Source organism: Pseudobdellovibrionaceae bacterium, assembly GCA_020635075.1.
Classification (GTDB): domain Bacteria; phylum Bdellovibrionota; class Bdellovibrionia; order Bdellovibrionales; family UBA1609; genus JADZEO01.
In genome coordinates, this window is the sequence record JACKAM010000003.1 from 492,548 (window position 1) to 510,555 (window position 18,008).

The following is an 18,008-nucleotide window of genomic DNA, read 5'->3' on the forward strand; positions in this document are numbered from 1 at the left end:
CCTCCTTGAGGATTAATACTTTTTATAATTTCTTTACTAAATCTCTAAGTTCCTCTACCGTTTTAACCCCTGTAACACGGGCCACTCTCTTTTGCTTTTCATCTACAATCAAAGTCAATGGCCATGCCTTGATTTTTAATTTTTCCTGTTCACCGGGCTTTATCTTTTGCCATGGCAAAACTAGTCCAGGCACTACATCATTTCCTGAATCTAAGCGCACTGCCTCCACCATAACTCCGATTTGAACCAGTCTGTTTACTTCTGGATACATGGCCTTACAGCTAGGGCAATTTGAATCGAAATAAAAAACCACATATTTGCCCTTAAAACTTTTTCTAACGGACTCATCTCTAACAAATTTACTTTTTTCTTTTTGAGGATCTAGTGATTTGTCCACATTACCCAAGTAGAGTTTCATTTTATCCATCGCTCGCGTATGAACTAAGTTTCTCTTTTTTATGTAGGCATCCCACATCAGTACATTTTTTTTCGTAGGTCTTCTATAAACCTCCATAAAAGGAGCTGGTGGGATGTAATTTCCTTCTTTAAAAAATTCATCATTTTCTGGGTTTAAATATTTGTCCCACTCAAAATCTTGTTTTTTAGAAGTTTCGATTTTTTTACTACTCTTAATTGACTCCGACTTTTCTTTACTCGACCAATAGTTGATCTCATTTTCAAAGTATTTAAGTCCCTCGGCATTTGTAAAAGAGGGTAAAAGCCAAAGTATAACTAATTTAGGCCACAGACATTGCATCTTCATAAGAGATGACCCCCTTTTGCGCATACTCAAGAGCCATTTCCTTGAGCGTCCTATAGTTATCCACATCCTCTGAGTCTAAGAACTGAGTAATTTGTTTTTGATTCACCATTTGAACCACAAGTTGTCTTTTTCTCGAATACCCACCGATGCAGTCCTCCACATTGCAGCCTTCAGAGTTGGCTTTCATAAAGCTTGTTCCATCTTTTAGAGGGATATCTTCAGTTTTTTGTGAGCAATTTCCACAAAGCCTTTTTAAAAGAGTCTGAGCCACACAAAGACGTAAATTTTCTTTTAAAATATCATCTGTTATTCCAAGCATTCTTAAACGGCTTACAACATTCATCGCATCATTGGTGTGAATTGTTGAAATTACTAGGTGTCCCGTGGCCGCCGCTTTAAAGCAAATTTGAGCAGTTTCCTCATCTCTTATTTCACCAACAATTATCACATCAGGGTCGTGCCTTAAAATGGCTCTTAGACCTGAATTAAATGTTATTCGGTCCTTTACGATAGGCACCTGTAGCATATCGCTTGATTCATGCTCAATAGGGTCTTCCAGAGTGATGATTTTCTTTTTTGAGCGATCCATTTCCATAACCAGTGAATATACTGTGGACGACTTGCCACTTCCGGTGGGTCCAGATATAAGTACCACTCCATTTTTAAAGCCTATGGACTTTTTAAAGGCATTGACTGCATCTATTGATAGGCCCATTTTGTCAATCCTCAGCTCTCCGGCCTTATCCATGTCATTGACTCGCAAACAAAGCCCGCTACCAAATTTTGTGGGCAAAATATTGCTACGCACTTTAACATTAAGAGCTGGAAATACAGCCTCTCCATCACCATCTTTACCAGTAACCACTAACGGAAGTCCGCTTAATCTTTTAGCCTCACTTAAAAAGCCGTCTCTATGAGAAAAATCCAAAGTTTTAATAGTGGTGAGCTCGCCTATAATTCTAAAGCGTATAAGAAGCTCATCTTCTTTGGGCTCAATATGAATGTCACTGGCTTTTTCTGTCTTTGCTCTTTCTAGAAGGTCTAAAAACATAGTTTTGTAGGCGTACTCATTTTCTTTTAATGTTTCCCTTACAGCTTCTTCCTCAGAATCACTGAAAAAAGATTTAATAATGGCAAGCCATTGTGACTTATCAATCATGTAGATTTCATTGATTTTTTTATTCTCTTTTTCCGCATTTTCTAGTAACTCGTCACAAAATTTTCCAAAATAAAAGGACACCCCCCTTTCGTCTTCCACCTTAATGGCATTGCCTACTAATTGAGGTTGAATGTTCTTTTCCTTAAAATCTTCAATAAGAGTCACTGCTGATTTTAATTTCTCTATTTTTAAAAACTCTTTAAGTGCTAAATTAAGATCACTTTGCTCTATCATCTTCAAGTCCCTGACTAATCTTCCCAGTTTTGCGGGCAAGCACTCTTGCATTCCTAATGCTTCCATAAGCTCGTCACTGGATAGTAATTTTTTTAAAACTAAATACTCACCAAACTTCATCTCATACCTGCACAAACGCTTTTCATAAATAACATTATCCCAACAAGATTCGGCACTGAATCCAAACTCCTGCAACAACTCACCCTATGCCAATGGGCGTACAAAAAGCCTTTGCTTTTTGTGGGGTTCATTCGCCCCCTCTCATTGGCAAATTTTAAACTCACGTATCCTAAGTTTTGCCCCCGCCTAAATGCGCCCGAACTGTTCGGGTATATCATCTGCCAAAGCTCATCTGGGTAAGAGGGCGTTGTTTTAAAAATCTCTGTGGCTAAACTTTTAAATTTAGCTCCTGCAAGAAGGCTCGCATTCACAGTGCTTTCTGCTTCCACGAAGCCACAACGAGGGATTAACTGACCCCAGCCTGTACAAACGGGCTCCTTACTTGGAGGGTATTTAGGTATAAAATTCCTCGGTGTGCTGCACATAGGAGCCCCTGGGCTAAAAGGAGGGGGAGACCCACCTACAGAGCTTGCAGCCCCTTTTAATACACACAATTTTGGCCCTACAGTGGCCCATGCGTGAATTTTGGGCTGAAGAAGATCAGCCTGTGGGGTGTACCAGTTTTCTCCCAAGTGTTCCGACATGGCATCAAAACAAAATTTATCTTCACTGGCACCCCCACAGGGTAATCTATTGAAGGTGTAAGAAGTAAGGGGGATAATATGATTTCTGGCTTGGTAGAAATAGCCACCTTCTTCACCAATTCCGCCAAACCTGAGTCTATTTTGAGAACTCAGTGTAAGCTGCCACCCCGATCCAGGGTAGCTACTAAAAAACGATCCACTCTCTCTAACCTCTGTAAATAAAAAGGGGACATTATAACTTGTATAAATACAAGGCATCGGGGGAAAGCCACAAGTGCAAAGGGATGTTTTAAAATCAAAAATCTTTTCAAACTGCGGTGTGTTTACGACAGAACACACACTGGGCCAATCCATGGCACTGGCAGAACTGAATGTAAATGTCGCCGCAATCGCAGAAAGAACTGATGTAACTTTTTTCCAAAGGGACTTTTTAGGTTCTTTTCTTAAAATTCGTAATACTTCTTTGTGGGGTGTTTCTTTCTTTTCTAAAAACGCGGGCTTTAAATAAATTTTTTCGAAAAACTCAGTCTTCACACCATCTAAAAAAACAAGCCCACAGGCCTCAAAGGTATTAAGCTTTGCCAATTTCTCGGCTGTAATGCGTTTTCTTTTTTCTTTTGTTCTTGAAACCGAGCGCGTAACACTGGCCTCTTGTGATATCACCTCTCCAGATACGAAATTTCTAATGGGCTTTTTCCCCGATTCCGAGAAACTCTCATTTTCTTTTTCTATTTCCTCTTCTCCACCGACTCTCCCAAAAAACTCTGCCGTTTTTTCATCTAAAGAGTGAAGAGAAATATGAGTTCTAAAGTTGAGTAATAGAGTCTGAGTGGCATTCTTGTCATTAACGGCACTTTCTAGAGATGTATGTCCTTGAGAGGCATAAATATCAACTCCATTTGCTCCTCTGCACTTAGCTCTATAAGTGTCATCGCCTAAAACCTCTCCACCTCCCACAGAAGCCACATCTGGGTATTCATCAACAATTGTAACTGCTAGGCCCTTATTTTTACTTTTATCCGTCCTAGAATATCTAGATAAAACTGAAGCCTGATATTGCAAACGGACAATAGTTCCAATAGCCCTTGCAAGCCCTTGGTTTCTTATATCTAAGACTAGAATTTTTCCACCATCTACGATCTCGTCCATAGACCACAAAGTCACATCTTCTTCTTTTGGGCAAAGAATTTGCGAGGCCTTATATTCCATTAGCTGTGACAAAAATGCCGTGGCAGTGGCCGTAATTCCTGATTTTATTTTGTCGTCCAGCTCATTGTACTCATTATCAAAATACTGAGCTGTGAACTCTAAATTGGCCTTTTCTTCTTCATCAAAATAGTTTTTCTCCAAAGAATCATGTATCTCTAAAGCGTAGTCGCGACTATTAGCTTCTACTAAGGCCGTATAAAAATCTATTAATGTAAAATAGTTCCCCTGGGTGCCAGCGCAGAACCGAATAGTGTTTTTAACAAGGTCGTTTGATTTTATTCCCCAAAACTTTGAGTCACCAGATTCTCGCCCCATAAAATTAATCTGAGCTGCACGAATCATATTCGCCACTTCAGCAAAAGCTCCATTTTTTAAAACATTTTTGCGATATATGGGGTTAATTTTGACATCCCCATCGAATTTAAAATGGAAAACTCTGTCTGAAATACCTTTTTTATCCACTAGCTCTATAAAGTCCTCCGCGAACATAAGCTTTGGATCAACGACAAGAAACGAAGGCGTAGGCTTAAAATTTAATAACTGTTCAGACCAGGGAAGAAGTGTCGCCACTGATTTTCCTGAGCCTATTGAACCAGTCACCATGATTCCTCCTGGTAGAGCCGCCTCATTCATCGTAATCCACTGAGGTTTCTTAGAGTTCTTCATTGGTCGTCCCTAACACTAAAGTATTTTTACTGCTTTTAATTTGTGGAAGTGAGGAGGTTTTCTTGATGGCTCCCAAAGAGCTAAGCTGAACTACCACCACACATCCTAATATTCCTAATAATGAGGCTCCAGACATTAGTGTCGATTGTAAAAACAGATCGGTTTGCCAGTTGGGTACAACTGAAGGGAAAGGCAGGAGTGGCTCAAAGACTTTTAAACTTCTTAAAAGCGCAAAGCTAATCACTCCCACACTCATCCAGGTCACAAAATAAATAAGGTAGGACTTGGATTCTTTTCTAGAAAGGTAGTATCCCTTAATTTTACCACCAAGCTTACCAACACCTAGTAGCGTGATCACTCCACCCACAAAAATAGAAATATGTAGTCCAATTACACCGATAGCCACTAACAATTCCAATTTTTTGACTTCCAAATATTGAGTGAGCTCATTCCACTTTTTCACTAAGTCACCCGGTAAATAAATAAACCAAACCAACAAACCGACCCCAAAAAGAAGTAGAAGTGCTTGAGGAATATTCATCTCCTTATTGTTTTTTAATGTTCCTGACACAGACACTTCTCCTTTTTAACTTTAAAAATTTGGCTCTTCCTTGAACCTTGCTTACTTCCTGTAATTTGCCGCCTAACCTGTACGACACTCTCAATTAAAAAATGAGAACGTCATACCTTAACTACAAAGGATGATACTGAAGAGCATAGTTGTACCTCATCTTTTGAATGTGCTCTTGCTCAGGGGAAGAAGCAAAAAACAAACAAAATAGGGCACGAATCACTTTTCCACATCCAACCAAAACCTTTTTTATGAAACCCACAATGGGATTTATCTCAGCCGATTTTTTAAGTTTCTTTTCACTATTCAATTTCACGAAATCGGGGTTTATAACTTCTACCTTCACAGCTTTCTCCTTTCTGGCTAGGCCACTTTAAAGTTTTGAATGTTGAGCAACTTAACAATCTCCAAGAGTTCATTTTTTAACTGGTGATTGAGCGGGTAATAGTAAGATTGATTTTTTATTTTCTTTCCATATTCAAACTCCGGTGCCCAGTTGCACTCCGGGCAGTAGTCGTGAGTTTTTAATTTTTCAAATGTGTTCGATCCACATCTAGGACAATTGTTCATCGGGCTCCTCCTCTGGCGTTTCGCCTCTTTCAATTTTGTTTTGAGCCTTTTTGCTTTCATGGCTCTCACTATTTACTATTTCAAGAGTCTTGCCATATTTTGCTCAAACTTAGATGTGAATGATTTCAATGCGTTAAGTATAAAGTTAAGATTTAATTACAAATTTTTAACTCATACGAAATAATTAATGAGTTAGATCTTGCCAAGGGCCTGCATATTTCATTTTGACCTATAATTTAGGTAGTTTTTACACTGTAAATTTATTTGATTGCGGAGATAGTGCAAATTATTGTATTTCATATGAGACAAATAGTTCTTAGGAGTATTTAGATTTTGAAGATTTTGATTATTGAAGATGACTTCGTTTTGAGAGAGAGTTTAACTCGGATTTTAAGAAACCCTTCTGTTAATGAAGAGTCAAAACCTGCTATCACAACGGCCTCCACCACGGACGAAGCCAAGAAAACTCTAGCTGAGGATCAATATGATTTGGCCTTTTTTGATTTAAACCTCAACGGAGAGCTCGCTGGTATTAAACTTCTGTCTGCCTATAAGAATAAAGTGAAGTTTCCCGTCGTCATTAGCTCCTACTTTGACAAAAAAGAAATTGTTAACAAGGCCTATAATGCAGGAGCGGAAGATTTTTTAAGAAAACCATTTAGTGAAGACTCTATTAAGCTGGTTTTTAATAGATACTTTCACCACATCAATAGCGAAGAGTTCATCTCAAAAATTCTAGATGATTTTGTCACTGAAGACAGCGAGATCATTCAAGAGCTTCACAAATTGAAGTTTAAACCCCTCGGTTCCTCACCCATTCATATATATGGAGAAACGGGCACAGGAAAAGAAGTCGTCGCTCACTTGATTAAAAAACTTAACTTTCCTGAAGATGCTCCTTTTGAAGCTCTTAACTGTAACAACCTTACAGGTGAGCTTTTCGAGTCCCAACTCTTTGGCCATAAAAAGGGATCGTTTACAGGGGCCGGGGCCGACCATATCGGGTGCGCTAAAAAGGCCGACGGTGGAATTTTATTTTTAGATGAAATTGATAAAATTCCTGAAAATATCCAAGACAAATTTTTAAGGTTTATAGAAACGGGAAAATTTAGACCCGTGGGAAGCTCAGCAGAGGTGGCCGCCAAACTTTTAATTGTATCTGCCGGAAGTAGACCCCTAGAATCATTAATTGAAAAGGGAGTGTTTAGACGAGATTTAAAAGCGAGGCTATCGGGCACAACAGTCTATTTAAAACCCATCCGAGAAAGAAAGTCAGATATATCTCTTCAAATTGACTACTTTATGAAATCACACAAAACATCGGGACGCGTTTTCTCTATCACTGACCAGGCTATGAAAATACTCACCGACTATTCTTGGCCTGAGAACACGCGTGAGATTAAAAACTTTGTAGAGTCTCATCTTCTTAGCTTTACAAAAAGAATTACCGTTAGAGAGGTTCAAAACTTACAAAACCCCACCAAACAGGGATTATTTTCCACCAGGTACAAGATCCTCACCCAAGACATTATGAGCCAAGTTCAAAAGTCAGGGAGCTTAAAAGACTACATTGACCAGCTTCAAACAGAAATTGTGGATTATCAATTATTACAATCAAAACTAGAAAAACCTAACGCTTATACAAACAAAGCCAGATTATCTCTAGGAATGTCCAGCCGCGCTTTTTACAAGTACCTAAATCTTGGGAAGGAGCAGTTTGGCCATGATAAAAAAACTTAAAACCATCAACCAATCCGATCATATCCGACACGACATCAATCACAATATTTCCGTCATCCTCGAAGCCAATAAATTATTATTTCAAGACAACGAGCCCACCGAGCTCTCCCGCGAACTTCATCAAGCCATCGTAAGCCGCTCTAAAGATCTTCAAAACCTGATCAATCAGCTTTTTGATTTGTGCCAAGTTGACAAAAAACTACAAATTGACTTTGGAAACTATATCTTGAGGAGAAAGAAATGAAAAAACCTATTGAATTTTGCACTAAGCATCGTGCGAAGTTTTCTCAGATCGACTCTATGAAAATACTCAATAACGAGCATTACCTCTCCTACTTTATGGAACACAGAACCAGCCAACTTAGAGATCGATTAGGATGGAACTTAGACACCATTATGACCCTTCCTGTTCTTTTTGTCGTTAAAGAAGTCACGATTAAGTACAAAAGACCCATCTTTGGAGACAGTCCTTTTACGATTAACTCCAGGGTTACGGAGATCAACAGGACTGACATATTTATTGGATGTGAAATGACGGGAGATAAAGGTGCAATTCACTCCACTTGCAAGATGACCGTCACTGCTATTGAGCCTAAAACAATGAGGCCCACCGATTGGCCAGAAGATATAATCGAAAAGTTCTATGAGGAGTCCCACTCATGATAAAGTTTTTATTTATTTTACCAGGACTGGCTCTGCACCCCCTAGAGTTTGCCTATTTAAAATCTGCCCGCATTTTGGAAAACCCTGGATTTTACTCTCCGCATAGTCCAGAGGAGTTTAATTCGCTTCCAGAAAAATACAGTTTAGAAGATGTGGCGGAAATTCAAGCCCGGATTGTTTCAAGTAGTGTTAAGCTCAATTCTAAAATCACTCTTGTAGGGTTTAGCATGGGCGGCATGATACTGAGTATAATGGCCACAAAGTACCGTCATTTACTTCCCAAAAATACAAAGTTTGTCTTTGTAAATACTTCTCCCAACTTAAAATCAAACCCCGTTTTAACTCCAGAAATATTATCACAAAGAAAATTGAGTTCAGAAAGCCTTCCTGAATTTTTTAGCCGCACTCTTCAGCCGTTTTTCTCAGACAGATTTATAGCCGAAGGACAAAGATACACGGAGTATGTCGATTATAGAGCAAATCCTGATGTGATAATGCCTGTCGCAGAATATGTAAAACAAGTGGAAGCCATTTTAGCCTTTGATGGTGAGTCCTATTATAAAAAGCTCAACCCGTCGGAAGTGAGATTTGTTTTTAGTGAAGCCGACAAGCTTATACATCAAGGCCATATTGATGACACAAAAAGGTTAGTGCCTGGCGCTGAAATAGAAATCGTAAAAGGAGCCGGGCATATGATTCACGTGGAAAAGCCAGATGTCTTTAAAAAGAAAGCCACACAAAAAAGGAGGTCGAGATTAGGGTCTTTATGCTCAAGGCTTTTTTCTCGTTAGTAAAAATTATGAAATATAAAGTAAAAATTAATCATTCTATTGTTCCCTTAGCTTCTGCTGAAGCAGAGTGGGCTTATCTTGTTAATGAAACCCTGGAAGGTGAAAAGTGTATTGTTCCGCAACTTAGAAAACTCAAAAAACATCCTGTAGTTCTTGAAAACAAAGGACTGTTGGAAACTCTCTCTAGACAACTTGATGAAGAAGTGGAACATGTAAGACTTTTTAATGGTCTTATCGGTGTAGAAAGAATAAAAGGCAGTGGATACCGAGATCATCTTATGGCCTATGTGGACTCCCTTCCCTCTGTGACACTCAAGCTTTTTGCTCTTCAGGGAATGCTCGAAGGTTACGCACTGGGAGCCTTAAGACATAGGCTTCGAGTGATTTCAGATTCTCCCTCTGAGCGAGTAGACGCCCAGGCTCTTTATGAAGAAATAGGTCATGTTGCTTTTTCATTTGATCACTTTGGCTATTTAAAAAATGCAGAAGGTGAGCACTCTAGACAAGAGTTTAAAGAGGTTTCTAAAGAAGTAAATAAAATTTTCTCCCAATCTTTTGAAGGTGAAAATATCGCTAGGATTTTTAAAAACTCTTTTGGGATCGAAATTGAAGGCCCCCATCTACTAGATAAAACAGATTCAATGGCGGCATTTCAAAGTTTAAGTAAAATGTCTGTTATCCAAAATAAAAATCAGTTTCTAATCCAGTATTACCAGGGAGAAAAATGTGGTTAGGCATGAAAATCCCTACAACCAGGCATTAGCTCCACTGACAGCCTTTATGGAGTTTGAATTAAGCTCAAAGGCTATGGCCTCCACAGCAGCTCTAAAGGCTCTTAAAGACAAAGGAGGAACACTCCAGACCATCGACGATGAGGGTTTAGAAAGACACTTGGTTAAGCTATCTCATAAACATATAGATGGACGCGGGCTTACTTATTTGTTTAATGAACTTTATGGAAGTAACAAAGCGAAAGCTTCTTCCGTTCCTGGAGAAAGTTTTACGAAAATAAGTGAAGTGTATAACTCCCATGGCTTTTGGCTCCCAAGTGTCAAATACCCCCCGTCAAAACTAACTTTTACACTAAAGCTCGCAGTTCAGATAATAAAGCAGTTCCCCCAGCTTAAAGAAGAAAATATTGGTTTCGTTGTTAACTTGGAGTCCTTTGATTTTCAAAGCCTAGATGCCATCTGGGGAAATTCTATTATTGTTACTCCCATTCCAGCTCAGAAAGTTCTTGAGTATGAATATCGCCCCAAAAGGGAGTGGAAAGAGTATTTAAAAAATAGAGCCCACCGAACATTAAAAATAATGAGAAGAAAGGCCATTTCTGATGTCAACTTTGACTCGCTTGTCATTTCATCCATCGGCGATTTAACAGGGCTACCTTGGCTGACTTCTGAATCTTCAACGGCGCTCAGACTTGGAGCCACACCCAGTAACCCTAAAACTTTGAATGTTTTTGTGTGGTCCAATCACCAAGCCCAATCACTGCTATTTTGTGGCTCATCGGATCAGTGGTTATTTAAAAAAAGGAACAACATAAGTGAATTATGGAAAAAAATGTTTATAAAAAAATAGCCAAACTGTACCACAATCGAGATCTCGATGTGCTGCCTTATCTCTCGGAAGAGCACGGAGAAGCTCTTAAACTTCACTGGACGGGTCAGTTTAAGGAGTCCCTAGAGGCTTATATTGAATTTTTGAGCGATTACACTTTGGGCTCTGATAAGGTACTCGATTTAGCTCTAGCTGATTGCATTCTACTCTCCGTAAAAATGGGACAAGCTTTTGATACTGAGTTAGACATCTCCAAAGCTTCTACTTTAGATGCACAAATTGTAATGTTGTACGCAAAATTTTATTGGGCTTTTTGGGTGGATCACAAAATTGCGATCAAGGCCTTAAAAAAAATTATTGGTAAATCCCTTTTTTCCAACTGCCCTCAGTTTACTCTAACAGGAATATTTCTCTTTTTTCATTTGAAAACAATCGCTGGTGGAAAGCTGATTACCTTTAATATCACTCGTCTTATTTATCTTATTTTTAAGTGGGATCAATTAAGAGGGGGGAGATTTCCGCATTTGTCTCGAAATGTGGTTTTTGCATCCTTCCCTTACACACAATTTGTGGCCGGGCGAATTGGAGTCAAAGATATAGAGACATCCATTTCTTTTGCGGAAAAATATGTAGTGAATGATCCCTTTTATAACTCATTGGTTCTTATAAGTGGATTTTATGGCTACGCCTACTCTGGAAACGTGGCCAGGACAGAAATTTTTGCTGAAAGATTTAGAAGTTTACAAAAAATGGGCAAGCTAACTCGCTACGAGCCCGTCACAGTGGTTATGCGCTTTCTTCCCCATGCCCTTAGAGGTTATGGCTACTTGATCGCAGAGAGATTCTGGAACGTATTAGAAGCCCATAGACCTAGCCAGTATGACCCTTTGATAAATTCACAGTTCTACCGAGCAAGTTCTGTAATTGCACTCGTTCTTGGAAACAATGAACGGGCTCATCAGTTGATCAGCCTGGCCCGCCATGAACGTAAAAAAACTGCCTCTTTTACAGCCTGGGAAAAAATAGATGAAAGAATTGAGGCACTTTCTGGAAGGTCTACGCCCTTTGATCCAAGTCAGGATAAAATTGCTAATATTGAGGTGAACTTTTCTCAACCTCCTCAACTTAGCTCCATTCTTATTGAACTGATATCAGCCACCCCTTCCGCCTTAAACAAAACAGAAGATGAATATATTAATTTAATCACAAAGATTGTTACTAAACATCTAGACTGCCCAAGCTTTGAGCTTTCTAAAAATGTCGATCTTAAACCCAGTAAAAATCCACAGCTTTTGATTTGTGGTCGGATTTTAGAATTCACCCAGCTTGAACCAGGAAGAGTGGACTACATTAAAGAACTGGCCTCGGCTCTTAACCCAATGATTGATCACGTTATAGAAATTTATCAAGACCTTGTAAAAGCTCAAAAGGTTCAAAAAGAAGCTGTTTTGGTAGACCTTGCCACCGAGACCGCACACAACATTCTAGGCAGTGTTGACGATCTTGATAGTGATACTGAAAACCTGAAATTTTTAGATGAAGAACATAAAAGACGACATGAACGCCTCATTGCCAGAATCCAAACTGTGGCAAATGAACTGCTACTCAAAAAACGCCAAATTCTTCTTTCTAAATCCAAACAAATCAAAGACTCTACAGACTTTGCCTATTCCTTGAAGCCAGAACTATTAACATCTATTGTGGACAATGTTGTAAAGGAGCGTCGAACCACCACGTCTAAGGGTTCTGTGAATATCCAGTGGAAACCCAACCCTTTTCACTACAGCCTTTTTTGCAATATCAACTCTATTGAGCTTGAGGTGGCTCTTGCAAATATTATTGACAACGCCATAGACTCTATCGTTGAGGCCAATGCCGAAGATAAAACTGTAGTCGTTAAGATTGATCTTAGAAATGGCTGTGCATTTATCTCAGTCACGGATTACGGAACAGGTATATCACCTGAAATTATTGATAGAGTGACTGAAAAAAACTTTACCACAAAACCATCTGGCAACGGCCTTGGTCTATATCATGCTTACCATCACACCCAAAAGTGGGGTGGCTCTCTATCCATCGAATCATATGAAGGCTTTACTAAAGTGATTTTAAAGATCCCCATATGCACCCCGCCTCAGTGGTTTGCACCTCTAGTCTCTATACCTAACAATGGAACGGTGGTTGTGTTTGACGATGATGATGGAATCCACTTCACATGGCAAAAACGCTTAAAAGAATTTGGTTACTCCAAAAATGCTGGGAACCTCATCTCCAGTAAAACTCCAAGCGAGTTAAAAACTGAGATTGAGTCTTTAAAGGCTAAAAAGAAAGAATTTGTGCTCCTTTCAGACTATGAAATCTACGGCGAAAGAGTAACAGGGCTAGATCTAATAGAGCAGCTCGATGTAGCCGAGAACTCTTATATCGTTTCCAGCTACTATCGTGAAGACTTTGTAACTCAACCTTGCCAGAAAAAAGGCATACAAATTGTGCCTAAAAACCTGGCTCGGTTTGCACGTATCTATGTGGAGGACGGTCAGCTTGACGCCATACAAATTGAAGACGATGACTTTGTTCGCTCCAGATGGAAAGATTCAGCAAAAGCCCATAAAAAAAGATTTTTAAGTTTTTATTCTGTTTCGGAAGCACTTTCAACTATTGATCTTTTTCCCAAAAATATTCCTATCTTTGTTGACTCAAATCTTGGGAGTGAGCAAGGTGAAGAGTCTAGTAAGCAGATATATGATTTGGGGTATGATAATATCAGGCTATCCACAGCCTCTAGCAAAACCCTGTACCAAGAGCTTGCACGGCCTCATATAATTGATGTTATTGGTAAACTGCCCCCTTGGGAGAAAAGTGAAATTTGTTGAATGCTTAAAGTTACGAAAAATAGTTTTTTACAAAAACTATCGTCAATGTAAAGTGAAAAACTTTTTATAGATTTATTCGTATTCCTCTTTTGTGCTTACAATTGCTTCCAAAGTTCACTCGGATGCAATTTAAATACATTGCAGACTCTTAGAATAGTCGCAAAAGTAATATTTCTTTTACCAACTTCAAGATACTGCCAGTGTCTCCAAGACTTCCAACCTCGATCCTCCATGCTCTCCAGGGTCCACCCCCTCTTTTCTCGTTCAGCCTTTAATATGCGACCAAATTTCTTTATCTTTTTCCATTCTTCTTCAGTTGGATTCCCTTGGATGCCTTTGGGGTTATAAGCCTTACTTTTCTTCTTTTTCGTAACCATTTGTCCCTCGAATCACTAATTTCAAGTTAAGATTTCTTTAATTCACTTCGAAAAGTCTTGATTTTGAGGATAATTTTTATGCTACGGACGTAGTACGCTAGGAACGTATCAGGTTTTAGGTTAGAATATCCGATATATAGGCAAACTGGAGGTAATTCACACTGAGTTCAGGAACTCGATAACGTCTTTGTACCCAAGACCTTTGGCTATTCTGTCTAAAGTTAGAATGCCAACGTTTCTATTGGCATCAAAGACACGTTGTATAGTAGAGCGAGCTGTCTCTGACTCCCAGCCTAGCCATTCTACTGGCTTATCGAGATCATACAAATCCTTGTGAATCTTCTGGCCAATCCTCTTGAGTAAGAGTTCCTCATTCTTATTGCGAGGTTTACTAGTTGTTCTTGTTCTTTTGGGTAGCTTCTTCACAGAACTAAGATAATGAGGATATGATAAAGTTACTGCCCATATATGGGGCTATTTTATGGGTTTCACATATAGGCGTAAAAAATGAAGAGGATTACATCGAGACATCTAACAGGGTTTTAAGCAAGGGAATAAATGGGACTTTACTATAACAGAAAAGAAGTGGGAAAACTATTAGCTGAATATCGAGCATCAGTTGGGCTCTCCCAACAAGACGTTGCCAGTTACTTCGGCTATTCTTCTCCTCAACATATTTCAAATATCGAAACTGGGAAATCACCAGCTTCTCTAGAAGCCTTTCGTGGTTTTACAGAACTCTACCGTATAGATAAACAAATAATAGCAAAGCTATTAATCGAAGGGTTAAAGATGCGCATCTGTGAAATACTTAACATTAAGGAGTCAGAACTGTGAGTTTCAAAGCAAAAAACACTTTAGCTCACTGCCGCATATGACAATTTCTAGAATAGCTTTATGAGATGAAAACTAAACCATTAAAACTGAAGGCAAAAGACTCCCTCCAGTTTTGAAGCTTAAAAAACGAGCAGTTAGTGGAAGTGAGAGAATCTTGATAAAAAAAATAATATGGATAGATAAAAGTAATGACATTATTGAAAGTTATATTGATGCATTACAGATAGATTCTTTGGCAACTTTTATACAGTGTTGTGACTTTGAAGTAGCAGAAGAAATCATCTCTTCAAGAAAAGATATTGATGCCGTTATAACAAATTACTGCACCTTCTTCTGGCACGAAAGACTTATCCGAGAAAATTACAAAATGAGTCCTAATGTTTTTGATTTTTTAGAAAAAGTTATCTACAAGAATCAAACAATTCATTTTTTTCTATTTTCGTCTATAGCAAACAGTTATGAACAGATTGACAAGTACAAAGCATTGAAAAACTTTTACTTTATCAACAAAAACAGCGGCCAATTATTACGCAAGAAACTACAGATTCTAATCTTTGAAAATAAAAGTTAGCCCAGACTCAATAATCGAAAAAGTTCATTATCACCTGTATTTGGCTGGATATCTTACCACCTTCAATATGAATTAAAGTACAAATTCCTATTAGTAGTGAAACAAAAAAGACCATGAGGTACTTAAAATTTAAGTAGCCCATGGCCTCGAAGTTTATTCATCAGGATTGACCCTGATGAGGATTGGTGAGTCTCTGTAAAAAAAAGGCACTCTTTTAAACACAATAAATGATTAAAACTCCGGCCAGATTTGAGCCACTCAAAGAGGCTCAAATTAAATTTACTAACGGAGGGCGCAGCGGGCGCCAATGTTGTTGTTCGTGTTCGTGGGCGTGTTGTTCCAATTCGATGCCCAACGGCCCGAATTCGAGCCGTTGTTCCAATTGCCACCAACATGCAGGCCACGAGCCGGAACCCCAAGACCTGACTGAGACTCATTCATCCTCTGCTATTTTTTAAATTCTCCAAATCATTTAATAACCCTCTATGCATATCTATAAAATTATCACAATAACTAGCATGACCCGAGAAGGCCTCCAAGCTATCTTCCCACTTCGACTTTCTACAACTCGAATTCCCAACACCTGGCTGAGTTGCTAAATACCGCTTTTTTAACTTATACCTGTAAGCTCTTAGCCTTCCACTACGCAAACGAATTTGTGCAGGAAAAACCCTATATCCCACAAAACAAATTCCCTCTGAAACTTGACCAATTAAAACCTTGTGAGGACTTAACTCCAGTTTTAATCTTTCATTTACAAACTCACGCACCAATTTCAATACAGTTCTCGCCTTTTCATAAGTTGGAACCAACAGTATAAAGTCATCCATGTATCTCACATAAAATTTTTCTCGGAGTGATCGTTTCACATACTGATCCAACTCGTTCAAATAAACATTTGCAAAAAGCTGACTGGTTAGGTTCCCAATAGGTATCCCCGTCTGCCCAGGCGCAGTAAATATCAACTTTTCCAAACAGCTTAACAGCTTTTTGTCACCAATAGATCTTGATAAAACTTCAAATAAGGTCTTCCGATCAATACTTTCAAAATACTTTTTTATATCACACTTTAAAAACCACATATCTGGATTAGCTGAAACCCATCTCTTCAAAGTTAACATGGCAGCGTGATTGCCTCGACCAGAGCGACAAGCATAGCTGTGAGCAAAAAACTTAGGTTCAAAAACAATCTCTAACGTATTAAAAATAGAATGATGAACCACACGATCTCTAAAGCTTGCTGACTCAATTTTTCTTTTCTTCGGTTCAAAAATTGTAAAACTACGATAAGGGCCGAACTCATAGGTCTCATCGTTTAGTTGCTTGATTATCTCAAATAAATTTTCTTCAAGATGATAACTGAATTTAGCAACAGAGGTACGATCCCACTTGCCTTTAGCTGCTGAATAAAAAGAACGTCGCAAAGAAGAAAAGTTAAAGGAGCTTTCAAACAAATTCGTGTAAACTTGCCCCACACCATTTACCTCGTAGCCTTTTCCCAACCCGTGAGCATCTTTCCAATCTCAACCAATTTTAAAGAGATCATTTCATAAAGACCTTCTGAGAGCAGACCTTGACGGCGAGAAATTCGCAATAAAAACCCCAGTAAATGCAACCGAGTTCGTGCAAGATTTAATGACTCATTTCGCAACTTTGGGTGATAGGATGCAGTATAAATGTTTTCTACAACGTCCAAACCCACTCGTTCTATTTTTTCAGCTAAAGTATATCGTTCAGTTTTTGGGTAGCGTCTTAGTGCTGGTAAAAGTTCCATAAGTAAAACTTCCAATTTTTGAATAACCTTTAATGACTTAACCATGATTTTTTTCTCTCGTGTCCATTTTTCTAATCAAACCACTCAAACCCGGTAATATTGAATTTTGCAAAGCCAACCCTAACGCCTTACAAAAATCGTTAGCTTCTAATTGAGCCTCGACAAGAGCCTGAGCTACAACGGACCTCGCTTTTGCAAAACACTCCCCTTTTTTTATTTTATTATATTCATAGAAACCCATGGCAATAAGCTTAAGTCCTTTTTTTAATAAAAAATAAATCGGAGCCTGGTCTTTCCTAGCACTTGAATCAAGCGATAAAACAATTCCTTTTAACTCATTGTAGACCCCAAGATCATCAAGGGTTTTAAATTTTCTGTTCCCATTTTGTTTTTGTGGAATATTCCCTTGCCGAAAAGGTATTGAATTGGGCGGGTTTGATATTTCACTCGTGGCTGTACCATTATCCTCACCCTCTGATGTCAAACAACTCTTTTTTACCAACCAGTTTCGACCATCTTTTTTTACAACGATTTTACCATTCGCGGCCTGATGTCTTAAAGTTCGTACAGGTTTATTTGTTAGCTTCGCAGCTTCTGTTAAAGTGATCCATGACATGAAAATTACTCCCACCCTATGAGTTAAAGCGAGATAAGCCATATAAAATTTGTATAATATTATCAAGTTAAGTTTTCCCTAAAAGTTGTAATAGTGGTGGATTAAGAACCTTTTTTATCAATAGTTCTATCAGATTGGGTGAATTTTTTTATGCCAACATATAAACATATAAAGTTTATTTATGCAACTTAAGTTTTTTATAGAAAAGTACAACAGGTGGATATTTATATTCATCGGCAACACAAAATCTATCGGCCATTTTGTCGGCAACACTTTGCCGATAATTGCCGATCTTTTTAGGGTAGCCAAATAGTGTTTAGTGGGTATTTG

19 protein-coding genes are annotated in these 18,008 nt (G+C 38.6%); 9 read left to right on the forward strand and 10 right to left on the reverse strand.

Going from position 1 to position 18,008, the window contains the following annotated elements:
- Positions 1-22: 22 nt before the first annotated feature.
- From traF to H6624_16875, 6 genes are all read right to left on the reverse strand, one after another.
- Positions 23-763: a conjugal transfer protein TraF gene (gene traF, locus H6624_16850; GenBank protein MCB9086015.1), complete on the reverse strand. Its 741-nt coding sequence runs from the start codon at positions 761-763 to the stop codon at positions 23-25.
- On the reverse strand, positions 738-2,276 hold the full coding sequence (tadA, locus tag H6624_16855; GenBank protein ID MCB9086016.1) for a Flp pilus assembly complex ATPase component TadA: 1,539 nt from the start codon (positions 2,274-2,276) through the stop codon (positions 738-740). The genes traF and tadA overlap by 26 nt, the downstream gene beginning before the upstream one ends.
- On the reverse strand, positions 2,273-4,735 hold the full coding sequence (locus H6624_16860; GenBank protein MCB9086017.1) for a type IV secretion system DNA-binding domain-containing protein: 2,463 nt from the start codon (positions 4,733-4,735) through the stop codon (positions 2,273-2,275). Before H6624_16860 ends, tadA begins: the two co-directional genes overlap by 4 nt.
- Positions 4,722-5,306, reverse strand: a complete 585-nt coding sequence (locus tag H6624_16865; GenBank protein ID MCB9086018.1) for a hypothetical protein — start codon at positions 5,304-5,306, stop codon at positions 4,722-4,724. The genes H6624_16860 and H6624_16865 overlap by 14 nt, the downstream gene beginning before the upstream one ends.
- 121 nt (positions 5,307-5,427) lie before the next feature.
- Entirely contained in the window at positions 5,428-5,652 is a 225-nt protein-coding gene (locus H6624_16870) for a hypothetical protein (GenBank protein ID MCB9086019.1), read from the reverse strand.
- 17 nt (positions 5,653-5,669) lie between these two features.
- Positions 5,670-5,876, reverse strand: a complete 207-nt coding sequence (locus H6624_16875; protein ID MCB9086020.1) for a hypothetical protein — start codon at positions 5,874-5,876, stop codon at positions 5,670-5,672.
- Positions 5,877-6,209: 333 nt separating this feature from the next.
- On the opposite strand from H6624_16875, the gene H6624_16880 reads away from it, so the two are divergent.
- Genes H6624_16880 through H6624_16910 form a run of 7 tightly spaced genes read left to right on the forward strand, consistent with a single transcriptional unit; the run spans position 6,210 to position 13,503 of the window.
- The gene (locus H6624_16880; GenBank protein ID MCB9086021.1) at positions 6,210-7,616 is read left to right on the forward strand and encodes a sigma-54-dependent Fis family transcriptional regulator; all 1,407 of its coding nucleotides are present in this window, start codon (positions 6,210-6,212) and stop codon (positions 7,614-7,616) included.
- On the forward strand, positions 7,600-7,860 hold the full coding sequence (locus tag H6624_16885) for a hypothetical protein (GenBank protein ID MCB9086022.1): 261 nt from the start codon (positions 7,600-7,602) through the stop codon (positions 7,858-7,860). The genes H6624_16880 and H6624_16885 overlap by 17 nt, the downstream gene beginning before the upstream one ends.
- Positions 7,857-8,279, forward strand: coding sequence for an acyl-CoA thioesterase (locus tag H6624_16890; protein ID MCB9086023.1), 423 nt, complete (start codon positions 7,857-7,859; stop codon positions 8,277-8,279). The genes H6624_16885 and H6624_16890 overlap by 4 nt, the downstream gene beginning before the upstream one ends.
- A complete protein-coding gene (locus H6624_16895) occupies positions 8,276-9,070 on the forward strand; it encodes an alpha/beta fold hydrolase (GenBank protein MCB9086024.1) in 795 nt (264 codons plus the stop codon). Before H6624_16890 ends, H6624_16895 begins: the two co-directional genes overlap by 4 nt.
- An 8-nt stretch (positions 9,071-9,078) precedes the next feature.
- The gene (locus H6624_16900) at positions 9,079-9,804 is read left to right on the forward strand and encodes a hypothetical protein (protein MCB9086025.1); all 726 of its coding nucleotides are present in this window, start codon (positions 9,079-9,081) and stop codon (positions 9,802-9,804) included.
- Positions 9,797-10,651 carry a hypothetical protein gene (locus H6624_16905; GenBank protein MCB9086026.1) on the forward strand — a complete coding sequence of 285 codons (855 nt, stop codon included), beginning with the start codon at positions 9,797-9,799 and terminating at the stop codon, positions 10,649-10,651. Before H6624_16900 ends, H6624_16905 begins: the two co-directional genes overlap by 8 nt.
- Complete coding sequence (locus H6624_16910; protein MCB9086027.1) at positions 10,624-13,503, forward strand: HAMP domain-containing histidine kinase; 2,880 nt, start codon at positions 10,624-10,626, stop codon at positions 13,501-13,503. The genes H6624_16905 and H6624_16910 overlap by 28 nt, the downstream gene beginning before the upstream one ends.
- A gap of 95 nt (positions 13,504-13,598) precedes the next feature.
- Here the strand turns inward: H6624_16910 and H6624_16915 are convergent, their stop codons facing one another.
- The gene (locus tag H6624_16915; GenBank protein MCB9086028.1) at positions 13,599-13,880 is read right to left on the reverse strand and encodes a helix-turn-helix transcriptional regulator; all 282 of its coding nucleotides are present in this window, start codon (positions 13,878-13,880) and stop codon (positions 13,599-13,601) included.
- Between the two features lie 558 nt (positions 13,881-14,438).
- On the opposite strand from H6624_16915, the gene H6624_16920 reads away from it, so the two are divergent.
- Positions 14,439-14,717, forward strand: a complete 279-nt coding sequence (locus tag H6624_16920) for a helix-turn-helix domain-containing protein (GenBank protein ID MCB9086029.1) — start codon at positions 14,439-14,441, stop codon at positions 14,715-14,717.
- Positions 14,718-14,829: 112 nt separating this feature from the next.
- The gene (locus tag H6624_16925; protein ID MCB9086030.1) at positions 14,830-15,288 is read left to right on the forward strand and encodes a hypothetical protein; all 459 of its coding nucleotides are present in this window, start codon (positions 14,830-14,832) and stop codon (positions 15,286-15,288) included.
- Positions 15,289-15,725: 437 nt separating this feature from the next.
- Here H6624_16925 and H6624_16930 read toward each other — a convergent pair whose 3' ends face one another.
- The 3 genes from H6624_16930 to H6624_16940 are packed head-to-tail and all read right to left on the reverse strand — an operon-like array spanning position 15,726 to position 17,678.
- Positions 15,726-16,790: a group II intron reverse transcriptase domain-containing protein gene (locus H6624_16930; GenBank protein MCB9086031.1), complete on the reverse strand. Its 1,065-nt coding sequence runs from the start codon at positions 16,788-16,790 to the stop codon at positions 15,726-15,728.
- Entirely contained in the window at positions 16,769-17,107 is a 339-nt protein-coding gene (locus H6624_16935) for a four helix bundle protein (protein ID MCB9086032.1), read from the reverse strand. Before H6624_16935 ends, H6624_16930 begins: the two co-directional genes overlap by 22 nt.
- The gene (locus tag H6624_16940; GenBank protein ID MCB9086033.1) at positions 17,100-17,678 is read right to left on the reverse strand and encodes a helix-turn-helix domain-containing protein; all 579 of its coding nucleotides are present in this window, start codon (positions 17,676-17,678) and stop codon (positions 17,100-17,102) included. Before H6624_16940 ends, H6624_16935 begins: the two co-directional genes overlap by 8 nt.
- Positions 17,679-18,008 lie beyond the last annotated feature (330 nt).

Excerpts from the sequence above, each read along its gene's own strand:
- H6624_16910 (MCB9086027.1), top strand. The coding sequence starts at position 10,624 with ATGGAAAAAAATGTTTATAAAAAAATAGCCAAACTGTACCACAATCGA.
- H6624_16915 (MCB9086028.1), bottom strand. The coding sequence starts at position 13,880 with ATGGTTACGAAAAAGAAGAAAAGTAAGGCTTATAACCCCAAAGGCATC.
- traF (MCB9086015.1), bottom strand. The coding sequence starts at position 763 with ATGAAGATGCAATGTCTGTGGCCTAAATTAGTTATACTTTGGCTTTTA.
- H6624_16900 (MCB9086025.1), top strand. The coding sequence starts at position 9,079 with ATGAAATATAAAGTAAAAATTAATCATTCTATTGTTCCCTTAGCTTCT.
- H6624_16940 (MCB9086033.1), bottom strand. The coding sequence starts at position 17,678 with ATGTCATGGATCACTTTAACAGAAGCTGCGAAGCTAACAAATAAACCT.
- H6624_16860 (MCB9086017.1), bottom strand. The coding sequence starts at position 4,735 with ATGAAGAACTCTAAGAAACCTCAGTGGATTACGATGAATGAGGCGGCT.
- H6624_16920 (MCB9086029.1), top strand. The coding sequence starts at position 14,439 with ATGGGACTTTACTATAACAGAAAAGAAGTGGGAAAACTATTAGCTGAA.
- H6624_16885 (MCB9086022.1), top strand. The coding sequence starts at position 7,600 with ATGATAAAAAAACTTAAAACCATCAACCAATCCGATCATATCCGACAC.
- H6624_16895 (MCB9086024.1), top strand. The coding sequence starts at position 8,276 with ATGATAAAGTTTTTATTTATTTTACCAGGACTGGCTCTGCACCCCCTA.
- H6624_16935 (MCB9086032.1), bottom strand. The coding sequence starts at position 17,107 with ATGGTTAAGTCATTAAAGGTTATTCAAAAATTGGAAGTTTTACTTATG.
- H6624_16875 (MCB9086020.1), bottom strand. The coding sequence starts at position 5,876 with ATGAACAATTGTCCTAGATGTGGATCGAACACATTTGAAAAATTAAAA.
- tadA (MCB9086016.1), bottom strand. The coding sequence starts at position 2,276 with ATGAAGTTTGGTGAGTATTTAGTTTTAAAAAAATTACTATCCAGTGAC.
- H6624_16890 (MCB9086023.1), top strand. The coding sequence starts at position 7,857 with ATGAAAAAACCTATTGAATTTTGCACTAAGCATCGTGCGAAGTTTTCT.